Origin of the sequence: Rhodococcus sp. NPDC058505 (genome assembly GCF_042720095.1) — a bacterium.
Taxonomy (GTDB): domain Bacteria; phylum Actinomycetota; class Actinomycetes; order Mycobacteriales; family Mycobacteriaceae; genus Rhodococcus_G.
Genome location: NZ_JBHXNB010000011.1, coordinates 59,649 through 72,607 on the forward strand (window position 1 = coordinate 59,649; position 12,959 = coordinate 72,607).

13 protein-coding genes and 1 tRNA gene are annotated in these 12,959 nt (G+C 69.5%); 5 read left to right on the forward strand and 9 right to left on the reverse strand.

The genetic code is table 11. The annotated features are described in order from the left end of the window. Positions 1-4: 4 nt before the first annotated feature. From pstC to pstB, 3 genes are read left to right on the forward strand one after another with little or no spacing between them, the layout of a single operon-like run. On the forward strand, positions 5-1,054 hold the full coding sequence (gene pstC, locus ACFWPA_RS10910) for a phosphate ABC transporter permease subunit PstC (protein WP_378509067.1): 1,050 nt from the start codon (positions 5-7) through the stop codon (positions 1,052-1,054). Between the two features lies 1 nt (position 1,055). Further along, complete coding sequence (gene pstA, locus ACFWPA_RS10915; protein ID WP_378570149.1) at positions 1,056-1,958, forward strand: phosphate ABC transporter permease PstA; 903 nt, start codon at positions 1,056-1,058, stop codon at positions 1,956-1,958. 48 nt (positions 1,959-2,006) lie between these two features. Further along, entirely contained in the window at positions 2,007-2,783 is a 777-nt protein-coding gene (gene pstB / locus ACFWPA_RS10920) for a phosphate ABC transporter ATP-binding protein PstB (RefSeq protein ID WP_378509065.1), read from the forward strand. Between the two features lie 71 nt (positions 2,784-2,854). On the opposite strand, the gene ACFWPA_RS10925 is transcribed toward pstB, so the two are convergent. From ACFWPA_RS10925 to ACFWPA_RS10950, 6 genes are all read right to left on the reverse strand, one after another. Continuing rightward, the gene (locus tag ACFWPA_RS10925; RefSeq protein ID WP_378570150.1) at positions 2,855-3,814 is read right to left on the reverse strand and encodes an endonuclease/exonuclease/phosphatase family protein; all 960 of its coding nucleotides are present in this window, start codon (positions 3,812-3,814) and stop codon (positions 2,855-2,857) included. Positions 3,815-3,912: 98 nt separating this feature from the next. Beyond that, on the reverse strand, positions 3,913-4,584 hold the full coding sequence (phoU, locus tag ACFWPA_RS10930) for a phosphate signaling complex protein PhoU (RefSeq protein ID WP_378509063.1): 672 nt from the start codon (positions 4,582-4,584) through the stop codon (positions 3,913-3,915). Positions 4,585-4,688: 104 nt separating this feature from the next. Next, positions 4,689-6,677, reverse strand: coding sequence for an LCP family protein (locus ACFWPA_RS10935; protein ID WP_378570151.1), 1,989 nt, complete (start codon positions 6,675-6,677; stop codon positions 4,689-4,691). Positions 6,678-6,793: 116 nt separating this feature from the next. Continuing rightward, on the reverse strand, positions 6,794-7,948 hold the full coding sequence (gene dusB / locus ACFWPA_RS10940; protein WP_378509061.1) for a tRNA dihydrouridine synthase DusB: 1,155 nt from the start codon (positions 7,946-7,948) through the stop codon (positions 6,794-6,796). Between the two features lie 92 nt (positions 7,949-8,040). Beyond that, complete coding sequence (locus ACFWPA_RS10945) at positions 8,041-9,000, reverse strand: acyl-ACP desaturase (protein WP_378570152.1); 960 nt, start codon at positions 8,998-9,000, stop codon at positions 8,041-8,043. Positions 9,001-9,188: 188 nt separating this feature from the next. Continuing rightward, on the reverse strand, positions 9,189-9,791 hold the full coding sequence (locus ACFWPA_RS10950) for a DUF937 domain-containing protein (protein ID WP_378570153.1): 603 nt from the start codon (positions 9,789-9,791) through the stop codon (positions 9,189-9,191). 129 nt (positions 9,792-9,920) lie between these two features. On the opposite strand from ACFWPA_RS10950, the gene ACFWPA_RS10955 reads away from it, so the two are divergent. After that, on the forward strand, positions 9,921-10,508 hold the full coding sequence (locus tag ACFWPA_RS10955) for a hypothetical protein (RefSeq protein ID WP_378509058.1): 588 nt from the start codon (positions 9,921-9,923) through the stop codon (positions 10,506-10,508). A gap of 13 nt (positions 10,509-10,521) precedes the next feature. On the opposite strand, the gene ACFWPA_RS10960 is transcribed toward ACFWPA_RS10955, so the two are convergent. The 3 genes from ACFWPA_RS10960 to ACFWPA_RS10970 form a co-directional block, all read right to left on the reverse strand. Further along, positions 10,522-10,977 (reverse strand): hypothetical protein, encoded by a 456-nt coding sequence (locus tag ACFWPA_RS10960; RefSeq protein WP_378509057.1) that lies wholly within the window; start codon positions 10,975-10,977, stop codon positions 10,522-10,524. Positions 10,978-11,087: 110 nt separating this feature from the next. Next, entirely contained in the window at positions 11,088-11,477 is a 390-nt protein-coding gene (locus ACFWPA_RS10965; RefSeq protein WP_378509056.1) for a hypothetical protein, read from the reverse strand. Between the two features lie 269 nt (positions 11,478-11,746). After that, positions 11,747-11,822, reverse strand: a tRNA-Lys gene (locus ACFWPA_RS10970). A 94-nt stretch (positions 11,823-11,916) separates the two neighbouring features. On the opposite strand from ACFWPA_RS10970, the gene ACFWPA_RS10975 reads away from it, so the two are divergent. Further along, positions 11,917-12,930 (forward strand): magnesium transporter CorA family protein, encoded by a 1,014-nt coding sequence (locus ACFWPA_RS10975; protein WP_378570154.1) that lies wholly within the window; start codon positions 11,917-11,919, stop codon positions 12,928-12,930. Positions 12,931-12,959 lie beyond the last annotated feature (29 nt).

Consider the following 12,959-nt stretch of genomic DNA (forward strand, 5'->3'; position numbering starts at 1 on the left):
GCAGATGAGCGACGCGCCAACCCAGTCGGCGCTGCCCGCACCCGGCCCCGGTGACCCCGGGGCCGGGGCGGGTGGTCCGCTCGGAGCATCGGAGGACCCGATCCGTACCCCGTCCGCGACACCTGGCAAGGCGGTGGTCCGTCCGGGCGACCGGATCTTCACTACCCTGGCGAAGGGGTCGGCGGTCTTCATCTCGGTGCTGATCGGTGCGATCGGCGTCTTCCTGATCTGGCGTGCGGTCCCCGCGCTCTCGCGCAACGAGGTCAACTTCCTGACCAGCCGGTCCTGGGTCACGACCGACATCGACCACCTGGCGTTCGGTGTGCTCGACCTGCTGCAGGTGACGGTCCTGGTGTCGCTGTTCGCGTTGGCACTGGCGATGCCGGTCGCGCTGGGCATCGCGATCTTCCTCACCCAGTACGCGCCGACGCGGCTCGCCCGCCCGCTGGCGTACGTGATCGACCTGCTGGCCGCGGTCCCGTCGATCGTCTACGGCCTGTGGGGTCTGCTGATCTTCGCGCCGGCGATCCGGCCGCTTGCGATGTGGCTGAACGAGAATCTGGCCTGGATCCCGCTGTTCTCCGACGGGTCCGGGTCCATCCAGGGCGGCGGCACGATCTTCACCGCGGGCATCGTGCTCGCGGTGATGATCCTGCCGATGATCACCGCCGTCACCCGCGAGGTCTTCAACCAGACGCCGGTCGCGCATGTGGAGGCGGCGCTGGCGCTCGGCGCAACCAAGTGGGAGGTCGTCAAGACCGCGGTCCTGCCGTTCGGTAAGTCCGGCTACATCAGCGGGTCCATGCTCGGCCTCGGCCGGGCGCTTGGCGAGACGATGGCCCTGTACATGATCCTGCGGACCACCGCGGCCAGCGCCACCTGGTCGCTGTTCGACGGCGGCTCGACGATCGCGTCGAAGATCGCCCTCGGATACGCCGAATTCAACAACGACATCCAGGCCGGCGCCTACATCGCCGCCGGGCTGGTGCTGTTCGTGCTGACCTTCGTGGTCAACGCCGCGGCCCGCGCCGCGGTTGCCGGGAAGAAGGACTGACATGACGACCACGATGGATCGACCGGTCAAGGCGCCGACCTTCCAGGGCGTCAGCGCGCGGCGACGCACCAGCGACCTCGTCGCCAGGGTGCTGGTCACCGGGTCGGTGCTGCTGGCGCTGGTGCCGCTGGTGTGGGTGCTGTTCACGGTGATCCAGAAGGGCTTCGCGGCGATCACCAGCCCCACCTGGTTCACGCATTCGCTCAACGGCCTGTCCGCGTCCTCGTCGGGCGGCGGCATCTACCACGCCCTGATCGGTACCATCCTGCAGGGACTGGTGTGCGCGGCGATCTCGATCCCGCTCGGCCTGTTCGTCGCCATCTACCTTGTCGAGTACGCGGGCCGCTCGAAGCTCGGCAAGCTCACCACGTTCATGGTCGACATCCTGTCCGGCGTCCCGTCGATCGTCGCGGCCCTGTTCATCTTCGCGCTGTGGATCGCGACGTTCGGCTTCCCGAAGTCGGCGTTCGCGGTGTCGCTGTCGCTGGTGCTGCTGATGGTTCCGGTGGTGGTGCGCTCCACCGAGGAGATGCTGCGGATCGTGCCGCAGGACCTGCGGGAGGCGTCGTACGCGCTCGGCGTGCCGAAGTGGAAGACGATCATGCGGATCGTCGTCCCCACCGCGCTGCCCGGCATCATCACCGGCGTGATGCTGGCCCTCGCCCGGGTGCTCGGTGAGACCGCGCCGCTGCTGATCCTGGTCGGCTACGCGTCCTTCATCAACTTCGACATGTGGGGCGGGGAGATGGGATCGCTGCCCGGCGTCATGGTCGCGGAGATGAACAACCCCACCGCGGCCGGATCCAACCGGATCTGGGGCGCGGCGCTGACCCTGATCCTGCTGATCGCGGTCCTCAACATCGTCGCGAAGCTGATCGGGCACCTGTCCCGGGTCCGCAAGTGACACCCCGACTTCCCGCCATTCGAGTCACCACCATGCAAGGGAGCCATCATGGCCAAGCGTCTTGATCTCAAGGACGTCAACATCTACTACGGCAAGTTCCACGCCGTCGCGGACGTCGGCCTGTCGGTGCACCCGCGCAGCGTGACCGCGTTCATCGGCCCGTCCGGTTGCGGCAAGTCCACCGTGCTGCGATCGATCAACCGGATGCACGAGGTCACCCCGGGCGCGCGTGTCGAGGGTGCCATCCTGCTCGACGGCGAGGACATCTACGGCTCGCAGGTCGACCCGGTCGGTGTGCGCAAGACCATCGGCATGGTGTTCCAGCGTCCGAACCCGTTCCCCACCATGTCGATCCGGGACAATGTCGTCGCGGGCCTGAAGCTGCAGGGGGTCCGCAACAAGAAGGAACTCGACGAGGTCGCGGAGAAGTCGCTGCGCGGTGCCAACCTGTGGAACGAGGTCAAGGACCGGCTCGACAAGCCGGGCGGCGGCCTGTCCGGCGGTCAGCAGCAGCGACTGTGCATCGCCCGCGCCATCGCGGTCTCGCCCGACGTGCTGCTGATGGACGAGCCCTGCTCGGCGCTGGACCCGATCTCCACCCTCGCGATCGAGGACCTGATCACCGAGCTGAAGCAAGACTTCACCATCGTGATCGTCACGCACAACATGCAGCAGGCCGCTCGGGTCAGCGACCAGACCGCGTTCTTCAACCTCGAGGCCACCGGCAAGCCCGGCAGGCTGGTCGAGATCGACGACACCGAGCGGATCTTCTCCAACCCGTCGCAGAAGGCGACCGAGGACTACATCTCGGGCCGCTTCGGCTGACGTCGACCGGGTGGTTACCGGAACATCAGCCGCGAGCGGTGTCCGACATCCGCCCGGTCGGCGGTCGCCCGCTAGCGGAGGCGAATGTCGGCGATCAGCCCGTGATGGTCGGAGCCGGTGATCGGGACCCGCTCGAGGTGGGTGACGGCCGCGCCCCGCGTGATGATTCGGTCGATGCCGGTGACCGCGGGATACCAGCGGTGCGCGGGCATCGTGGGCAGCATCCCGGCGCCCGCCTGGTCGGCGGCGTCGACGTAGCCGCCGGTGAGCAGGTCCCGGTACTGGCGTTGCGTCCAGCTCGCGTTGAAGTCGCCCGCCGCGATGACCGTGTCGTGGTCGGCGGCGGCGAACTCCCGGCCGAGGGCTCGCAGTTCGGCGGCCCACATCGGCGCCGGGAACAGGTAGGCGGGCGCCGGATGGACGGCGAACAGGGCCACCGGTTCGGCGCGGCCGACATCGAGATCGGCGGCCAGGTTCGCCGACAGGTATCCGTCGAGCATCCGGGTGTTCGACAGCGGGAAGCGGCTGTAGATCCCGCCGCCGAGCCCGCCGGGACCGAGCGGCACCAGGTAGCGGTGCGGAAGCAGTTCGTCCAGGCCCGCTGCGGCCAGCCCGGTGATCGACTCGTCCGTCACCTCCTGCACGGTGACGACGTCCACGTCGCGGTCCCGGATCGTGTCGACCAACGCGACCGGATCGGCCTGCCCCACCTTGACGTTGGCCTGCAGCACGCGCAGCGTCGGGCCGGTCGCGGTGACGGTCGGGCCGGCGAGGTAGAGCGGCGCGAGCAGCCACACCCCGAGCGCGCAGACCAGCAGGCACCCGACCTGAACGAGCCAGCGTCGCGCGAGGGTGGCGGCCACCGCACCGATCATCGTGACGACGAGCAGCATCGGGGTCCATCCGGCGAGCAGGACCGGAATCCGAACCTCGACCGTCAGCACCGACGCGAGCAGGCCCGCGCCGCCGAGCAGTCCGCAACCGGCGGCGAACACGCCCGCCGCGTACCGGTAGGTGTCGTCGCGGGGCACGGCACCGATCTTGGCACCGTCACGCGAACGGGCGGTTGCCGGGGCATCGCGCGGGTGCGCGGCCCGGCAACCGCCCGTTCGGTGGTTGCGTCGTGCGGTCAGGCCAGTTCGCCGCCGTCCTCGGGCTCGGCGGGCATCTTGCCGGTGACGAGGAAGATGACGCGGCGCGCCACCTCGACGGCATGGTCCGCGAAACGCTCGTAGAAGCGGCCGAGCAGGGTGACGTCGACCGCGGCGGCGACGCCGTGCTTCCACTCCCGATCCATCAGCACGCTGAACAGGTGCCGGTGCAGGTCGTCCATCGCGTCGTCCTCCTCCTGGAGTCGCGCGGCGCGTTCCGGGTCGTGCGTCTCAAGCACCTCCCGTGCCGCGGCACCCAGCGCGACGGCGAGCCTGCCCATCTCCGCGAAGTAGCCGTTGACCTCCTCCGGGAGGACGTGGTTCGGATGTCGCCGACGGGCGATCTTCGCGACGTGCAGGGCGAGCGCGCCCATCCGGTCGATGTCCGCGACGATCTGGATTCCGCTGACCACCTGCCGCAGGTCACCGGCGACCGGCGCCTGCAACGCGAGCAGGGCGAACGCCCGCTCCTCGCAGACGACGCTGAGCTCGGTGATCTGGTCGTGGTCGCTGATGACCTGCTCGGCGAGGGAGAGGTCGGCCTGCAGCAGCGACTGCGTCGCCTTCTCCATCGCCGCACCCGCGAGACCCGCCATCTCGCCGAGCGTGTCGGCGAGTTCGGTCATCTGTTCGTTGTATGCCACGCGCATGAGGTCACAGCCTAGTTCGCGCAGGGGACCAAGTCACGAGCTCCCGGTGAACGGGGGGTGAACGACGACGCACGTCAGGGTGTGAAACGGCCTGCGGTCGGGCCTCACGCGCAGGCGTCGTCGCCCGCGTTGGTGAAGGCCAGGTCGGCGGGCAGCTCCTCGATCGTGGTCCCCGAGATGACCGTCGACTTCGGCGCGATCTTCGGGTGCAGCGCCGCCCCCGCCTGCTGCGGCGCGACGATGGTGCCGTCGAAGTCGGATCCGAGCACGACGTCGACGATGCCGTCCAGGTCGTACGCCTCGAGGAGCTGGGCGCCGGGAATCGTCGCGGCCACCGTCGCGGCCTGCGCCTCCGCGCCGGGGCCGAACCGCACCAGCGTCGACGAACTGGTGCCGCTGTAGTTGCCGACACTGTAGATGGAGAAGCCGTTGGCGCCGAGGGCCTCCGCCGCCTGCGCGGCGATGCCGGTCACCCCGGACGCGTTGGAGACCTGCACCGACACCATCGACGGATCGAGGGCCTGCACCGCTGCGGCCGGGGTGGGCGTGACCGCGGTGGACGGCGCGGCGGCCGCCTCCGTCTCCGCCGGTTCCGGGGTCCGCTCCTCGCCGGGTAGCGGCTCGTCGTCGATGATCGCCCGGAAGATCGACTTGATGTCGTCGAGGCGGGGGATCTCGTTGCCGAGCTCGTTGGTCCCCGCGGTCGGCACGGTCAGGAAGGTGACCGCACCGGCGTCCACCTTCTGCAGCGACCGGCCAAGCGTCACCAGGGACTTCGTGTCCACGTTCTGCACGAACGTCTCGCGGGTGAACGCGTTGATGAACCCGTTGAGCTTGCCCGGATCGAACAGCACCTTGTTCGACATCGCCCCCCGCAGCAGCGACGACAGGAACATCTGCTGACGCTTGATGCGGCCGTAGTCGCCGTTGCCCTCCGCCTCGACCTTCCTGGCGCGCACGTAGTTCAGGGCGGTCGCGCCGTCGACGGTCTGCTTGCCCGCGCGCGGGAGGACGGTCCCGAGCTCGCCGTCGATCAGCGGGGCCGTGGTGCAGACCTCGACGCCGCCGATCTCGTTGACCATCGACTCGAACCCGGCGAAATCCATGCCGATGAAGTGCCCGATCTTCAGTCCGGACAGTTTCTGAATGACCTTCACCAGGCATTTCGGTCCGCCGTAGGCGTAGGCGGAGTTGAGTTTGTCGTTGTCGGCGCCGTAGTTGGTCTCGCTGGTGTACTTGCCCGCGCTGTTGTCCCAGGCCTGGCAGTCCGGGCGGACGATGTCGAGATCCCTGGGGAAGGACACCGCGACCACCCTGCTGCGGTCGGCGGGGACGTTGACGAGGATGACGGTGTCGGCGCGGGCGCCCTCGGCGTCCGCGACCGATCCGGCGCCCAACCCGCCGTTCGCGCCGGCCCGGGTATCGGTGCCGACGATCAGGTACGTCTCGTCGCCGTACTGCCCGCCGGGGTCGACGACGTCGCTGCTCTCCAGGTCGAGGGCGGCAACCTGACTGAATCCGTTGTCCGTCGCCCGCAGGTAGCCCCAGACGACGCCGGTCAGGGCGAGCACCACCACGGCGAGCAGCGCGGTCCCGGTCCGGCCGGCCACCCGAAGTCGACGCTGCTTGCGGCGCTTGCTCGCGACGAGCCGGCTGGTCGCGTCGGACTCGGCCGGATCATCGGGGGCAACCGCCGTCGGGGCTGCCCGATACAACCAACTGGTGCCCGCGGGCTTCGGTTCGGCCTCCGACACGCTGTCCGCGACGGGGGTGACCTCAGTGGGCCCGTCGTCCTGGCCGACCCTCTGCATCAGCTCGGCGACAGTGAGTCGGTCGCTCGGGTCGCCGTCGGTGCGGATCCGGCCGCTGTCACCCGGCGGCGTCGGCCCGGGCTGCGGCGGGGTCGGCGGCTTCGGCGGCGGTGTCCGCGGCCGTTCCGGCGGCGCAGAGGGGTCCGGGCGGTTGCTGAGCTGCTGTTCGGGCGGGCTCGGCTCGGGGCGGGGGCGGGGCACCGGCCTGCCGACACGGGAGATCGGTCTCTCCCAGGGAGCGCGACCTTCGGGCGCGGTGCCCGGTTCGTGATCGTCGCCCAACGGGGTGCCCCTACCTCTCCTGCGCTACACGCACGCGTCGTCGCCGTCGGCTCGCGGCGGTGCACACATGATACTGATCGAACCTGTGGGTTCCAGCCGCGCCGAGTCGATGCAGGTCAGCCGCCCGAGTGCATGAGGTCGGCGCCGGCGGGAACGAGGCAGTCGTCGGGGTCGTCGAGCCACCCGTCGGGGAGCGCGACCGTGCCCGGCGACCCCTGCCGTCCGCGGGGGCCCTCGGCGTCCTTTGGGAACGGGACGTCGGCGGGCAGCTCGGCGAGCAGGCCGTCCAGCTCCTCGAGGGTCGACACCAGCGCCATCGCCACCCGCATGTCGGATCCGGCAGGGAACCCGCGCAGGTACCAGGCGACGTGCTTGCGTAGCTCGCGCATGCCCTTGTCCTCGCCGTGGTGCGCGGCGAGCAGCTCGGCGTGCCTGCGGATGATCGCGGCCACCTCACCGAGGGTCGGCGGCGTTGGCATCGCGGTCCCGTTCAGCGCGGCGCTGAGCTCGGCGAACAGCCACGGGCGGCCCAGGCAGCCACGGCCGACGACGACGCCGTCGCAGCCGGTCTCGGCCATCATCCGCTGCGCGTCCTCGGCGGCGAAGATGTCGCCGTTGCCGAGTACCGGGACGTCGGTGACGTGCTCCTTCAGGCGGGCGATCTCGCTCCAGTCGGCGGTACCCGAGTACCGCTGCGCGGCCGTCCGTGCGTGCAGCGCCACGGCGGCAGCACCCTCACCGGCGGCGATGCGCCCGGCATCCAGGTGGGTGTGGTGGTCGGCGTCGATCCCGACCCGCATCTTTACCGTCACCGGGATGTCGGTGCCCTCGGTGGCCCGCACCGCGGCCGCGACGATCTGCCCGAACAGGCGCCGCTTGTACGGCAGCGCCGAGCCGCCGCCCTTACGGGTCACCTTCGGGACCGGGCAGCCGAAGTTCATGTCGATGTGGTCGGCCATGTTCTCGTCGACGATCATCTTCGCTGCCGCGTAGGTGGTGTCCGGGTCGACCGTGTACAGCTGCAGCGACCGCGGCGTCTCCGTCGGGCCGAAGGTTGTCATGTGCAGGGTCCCCGGCTGGCGTTCGACCAGCGCGCGGGCGGTCACCATCTCGCACACGTACAGACCGGAGGTGCTGCCCGCCCGCTCGAGCTCGAGTTCCCGGCAGAGGGTGCGGAACGCCACATTCGTGATACCCGCCATCGGCGCAAGTACGACGGGACTGCGCAGCTCCAGCGAGCCGATACGCAGATGCTGATCAGCGGAAGACATCGATTACCTCGGAAAAGTCTGTGCCCGGCACCGGGGTTCGGTGCCGGGCACAGGATAGCCGCTCCGCCGGGGATGCCCCGGGGTCGCCGACCTCAGGAGGCCGGTTCCTCCAGTTCACGCCTGCGCGCCTCACGGGCCAGCATGCGGTCCCGCTGCTCCTCGAACTTGGCGGCCTGCAGGCCGAGGTCGTCGACGAACGAGGACAGCTGCTCGCGGGCGGCCTCGCCTGCGCCGGAGAAGTCGGTGCGGTCGAAGATCCGCCACTTCCGCAGGACCGGCATCACCACCTCCTCGAGGTGCTGCCGCAGGTCGTAGATGCCGTGCTTGGCCATCAGCACACCGTTGCGCCGGAAGTTCGGCATGCCCGCGCCGGGCATCTGGAACTTCGTGATGACATCCGTGATCGCGGCGATGGCCTGATCCGGAGCCAGATCGAGCGCGGCCTCGCAGATGTTCCGGTAGAAGATCATGTGCAGGTTCTCGTCCGCAGCGATGCGGGTGAGCATCCGGTCGGCGATGTCGTCGTTGCACGCCTTGCCGGTGTTGCGGTGCGACACCCGGGTCGCCAGTTCCTGGAAGGTTACGTAGGCGACCGACGAGAGCAGGCCGCCGGTGTCGGCGGGGGAGGCGTACCCGTTGGTCATGTGGATCATCCGCGCCTCTTCCAGCGCGACCGGGTCGACGCCCCGGGTCACGACCAGATAGTCGCGCAGCACGATGCCGTGCCGATTCTCCTCGGCGGTCCACCGTCCAACCCAGGTGCCCCATGCGCCGTCCCTGGAGAAGTTCTCGGCGATCTCGCGGTGGTAGGAGGGGAGGTTGTCCTCGGTGAGCAGGTTCGTGATCATCGCCGCCTTGGCGACCGGATCGAGCCGGGACTGCTCCTCGTCCCAGTCGTCACCGCCCATCGCGGCGAAGTTGCGGCCCTCGTCCCACGGGACATAGTCGTGCGGATGCCAGTCCTTGGCCATCGACAGGTGGCGGTTGAGATTCGCTTCGGCCACGGGCTCCAGTTCCTGCAGCAACTCGAGCTGGGTCAAAACTCTGGCCATCACTTGCCTCCATGCGTCGCGGAATCGGCTCAACCTAGCCTACGGGACCGTAACCATGTTTGAGATCCGATCGATCCGCTCATGGCGCTACGAGGTCACGTCGACCACCCTGCGAACCATCGCGGTGGAGCGGCGTGTCGTTACGTGGCCGACGGCAGCGCAGCACGGGTGCCGCCGGCCACGCGCGACTATCGGCGACCGCCGCCGAGCAGGCCGCCGAGCAGGTCACCGAGGCCGCCGCCGCTCTTGCCGCCGCCGCCGAGCAGGCCGCCGAGGACGTCGCCGAGCCCGCCGCCGCTCTTGCCTCCGCCGCCGAGCAGGCCGCCGAGCAGGTCGCCGAGCCCGCCGCCCGGTGCGGCGGACGCCGCCTGCGTCCCGCCCGCACCGCCGCCACCGAACTGCTTGGCGACGAACGTGAGGACCAGCGGCGCGAGGAGGGGCAGCAGCTTGGTCATCAGGGAACTGCCGCCCGCCCCGTCGAGGCCGCCGAGCGTGCTGGCGACCTGGTTCGCGTTGTCGCCGAAGACGTGGCCGACGATCTTCTCGCCGTCGGCCTCGTCGACCTGAGCGAGATCGACCCCGCCGTCGAGCAGCGAGCTGGACTGGTGCTGGGCGAGGGCTGCCTCGAGGGAGGCGGCGCCGCTCGCGTCCTGTGCGTTGGCTTCGAGGCCGCCGAGGAGCGTCGGGACCGCGGATTTCACGGCCGCCGTCGCGGTCGCCTCGTCGACGCCGAGTTTGGCGGCGATGTCCGCGATCGGGATCTGGGCGAGAAGTTCGTCGAGGGAGGCCATGGTGCTCGCTTTCGTGCTGGGGTTCGCGATGGACAAACCTTCTCGACGCACCGTATTGGACGAATCCGGCGCAGAGGTGGATCGTCGTGTCGCGTGGCGCGTGTCGGTTCCGCGGGCGAGGATGGACGGATGAGCACGAATGAGGTGCCGACCGCCCCGCGCTCCGGTATGCCGCCGTGGTTGCGGAAGACGATCTGGGGCCTAGTGCTCGTCGTCGTCCTTGTCGTCACCTACTTCGTTCTTGCCGCGTTCCTGCCCCGGTGGTGGGCGCAGCAGGCCGGGTCGCTCGCCGCGGCAAGCATGACCCGAGGGATTCTGTGGGGCCTGACCTTCGGGTTCGTGTGCACGCTGGTGCCGCTGGCTCTGTTCGCTGCGGCGTGGCGATCCCGACGGTGGCGGTACGCGAAGGTGACGGTGGTCGCGGCCCTCGTCGCCGCCCTGCTGATTGCCGCGCCGAACCTGCTGACGTTGTCGGTCGTGGTCGGCACCAACTCCGCCGCGCATGCGGGTGAACGGATCCTCGACGTCGACGCCCCTGGCTTCCGCGGGGCAACGCTGGTCGGGGTTGTGGTCGGCGCGCTCGTCTTCGGTGTCCTGGTCTGGTTGACGCTGCGGTACCGCAGGCGCGGTGACCAGCTGTCCCGGCTGCGCGAGGACGCCCGGCAACGGGAGGAGCGCGAGCGGGCGGACCGCGAGGAGACGCCGCCGTCGGCCTGACGGCCGGATCGACTCACCGCCCGCGAGGCACCCACGGGTCGGCGATCGGGGACCGACGACGGTGTCGCGCCGGGGCGGGCTCGTCCCGGCGCGCGAGCAGTCCCAGCACGCCGACCGCGAGGACGACGGCGCCCGCGACGACGGCAACGGCCGTCGCCGCCGTGGTGCCGTCGGGGAATGCCATCGCGAGCGGGGTCACGAGCAGCGCCAGCCCGAGGACCACGAGAGCCCAGTGGCTGGTGCGTGATTCGGTCGTCATCGCCCACAGCCCCGCCGAATAGGCGATCAGCCCGAGGATCAGGATGGTCCCGGTGACCGCCTGATCGCCCTGGGTCGGTAGCCACAGGCTGAGCAGGACGAGGGCTACACCCGTCGTCACCACAAAGACGTCCCTACGCACCTCGCTGGCGTGTGCGGTGTCCCGGGTGCGCGTGTACATGTTGTTCGCGTCAGCGACATCCACGGTCATGGCGGCCTCCCTGAATCCGGACCTCTGGAGACCATTCTGATCCCGCAGCGTGTGGGATGTCGACCCACTTCGCCGGGGTCGCCCGGATTGCCGGATCCGGGCCCGAAAGATCAGGAGGCCGGGGCGCGCAGTCGATCGAGGGTGCGCTGCGCGGCAGCTCGGGTCTGCTCGGCCGTCGGAGCGCAGGCGCGCGCCTGCAGGTGGCCGCGGCACAGGTCCTCGACGGTGTCGAAGCCCCCGGGCAGCCCGGCGGTCCGGCGGACCACCAGTCGGACCAGGCGCCCGAGTGATGCTGCCTGGTCGTCGGTGAGCGGGGACTCCGCCGCGTCTTCCAGGGTCCGGAAGGTGGCGTGCCCCAGGTCGGTGTCGCTGGAGCGGGTGGCGGCGGAATCGGCGATACGCGCACCGGTGCACGGTCGGTGCAGCGTCGCCGAACGCGGACGGGTCGCGGATGCGGGCCGGGTGTGGTCGATGCCGATGTGCCCGTGAGGAGACGTCATCTCCGCTCACCGCCTTTTTCTGCCCTCGTCGAACCCTGACCGTGCCATGCAATCGCGTCGGTCTCGGCCGCGAATTTCGTTGATTCATGGCCAAGTTGGCCATTTCGCACCGATCGCCGCCCACCAAGTGGTATCAGACCCCGCCGGATACGGACATCCCCGCCCGCGGAACTTGAGGAAAGCGTTACCAAGTCGAGTCCGCCTGGTGGGGTGCCGCGCAGGTTCATCGAAAACGAAAAATCCCACCAGGCGTGGTTCCTGGTGGGCGGTGGTGCCCCCTCTCGGGCTCGAACCGAGGACCTGCGGATTAAAAGTCCGTAGCTCTACCAACTGAGCTAAAGGGGCAGTGCTGCAGCAGTCTAGTTGGCGCGCGGGGGCGGTCGGCCTCCGGGGCTTCGGGGCGGGCCGGGGTCAAGATGGTCGGGTCGAGGAGGTGGCGATGGCGTCAGCGAGCGTGCAGGTGTCCTGTCGGGTCCGCAATCGGCTCTACGTCGACGGGGCGCTGGCCGGGGTTGACCTGCCGCTCGCGGATCTCGCCTCGCACCGGTCCGAGCAGAACGCCCTGATCTGGGTGGACCTGCTCGCCCCGTCGGTCGCCGACATTGTGGCGTTGTCGCCGTTGATCGGCGGGGAGGTCGGGTTGCATCCGCTCGCGGTCGAGGGCGCGGTGTCGGGTCGGCAGCGCCCCCGACTGGTGCGGTTCCGCGATCACAATCTGCTGCACGCCCGCGCGGTCCGCATGCAGGCCGGGTCCGACGACCTTGCCGGGACCGACGTCTCGATCTTCATCCTGCCGCGGGCCCTCATCACGATCCGCGGCGACGACGGATTCGCGATCGACCCGATCCTGGATGACTGGGACGACAACCCGGACCTGACGTCATACGGGGTCGGGTTCCTGCTGCACAGCGTGCTCGACAACCTGGTCGACGGGTACTTCGCCGCGATCGACCTGCTCGACGACCAGATCCAGAATCTCGAGGACGCGCTGCTGCTCGGGGAGGGCCCGAAGAATGCGGTCCAGTTGCGCAGTTTCGTGTTGCGAAAGGCGGTCGCCCACCTCGGGCGGGCGGTGTTGCCGATGAACGAGGCGTTGAGCGCACTGCTCCGGCAGGGGGCGCATGTACTCGACGGGGACCTGGTGCCGTACTACCAGGACGTGTACGACCACACGCTCCGCGCGACCGAACGGATCGACGGGATGCGCGACACGATCGAGTCGATTCTCGCGACACATCTTGCGATGCAGGGAAATTCGCTGAACGAGATCATGAAGAAGCTGACCGCCTGGGCGGCGATCATCGCGATCCCGACGGGGGTCACCGGCTACTTCGGACAGAACATCCCGTTCCCGGGATACGGCGACACCACTGGATTCTGGTTCAGTGCGGCATTGCTGCTCGTGCTGGGGTTGGGGCTGTGGTGGAACTTTCGCCGGCGGGACTGGCTGTGACGGGCCGCGGGGCGGAGAACTCGGGTGCG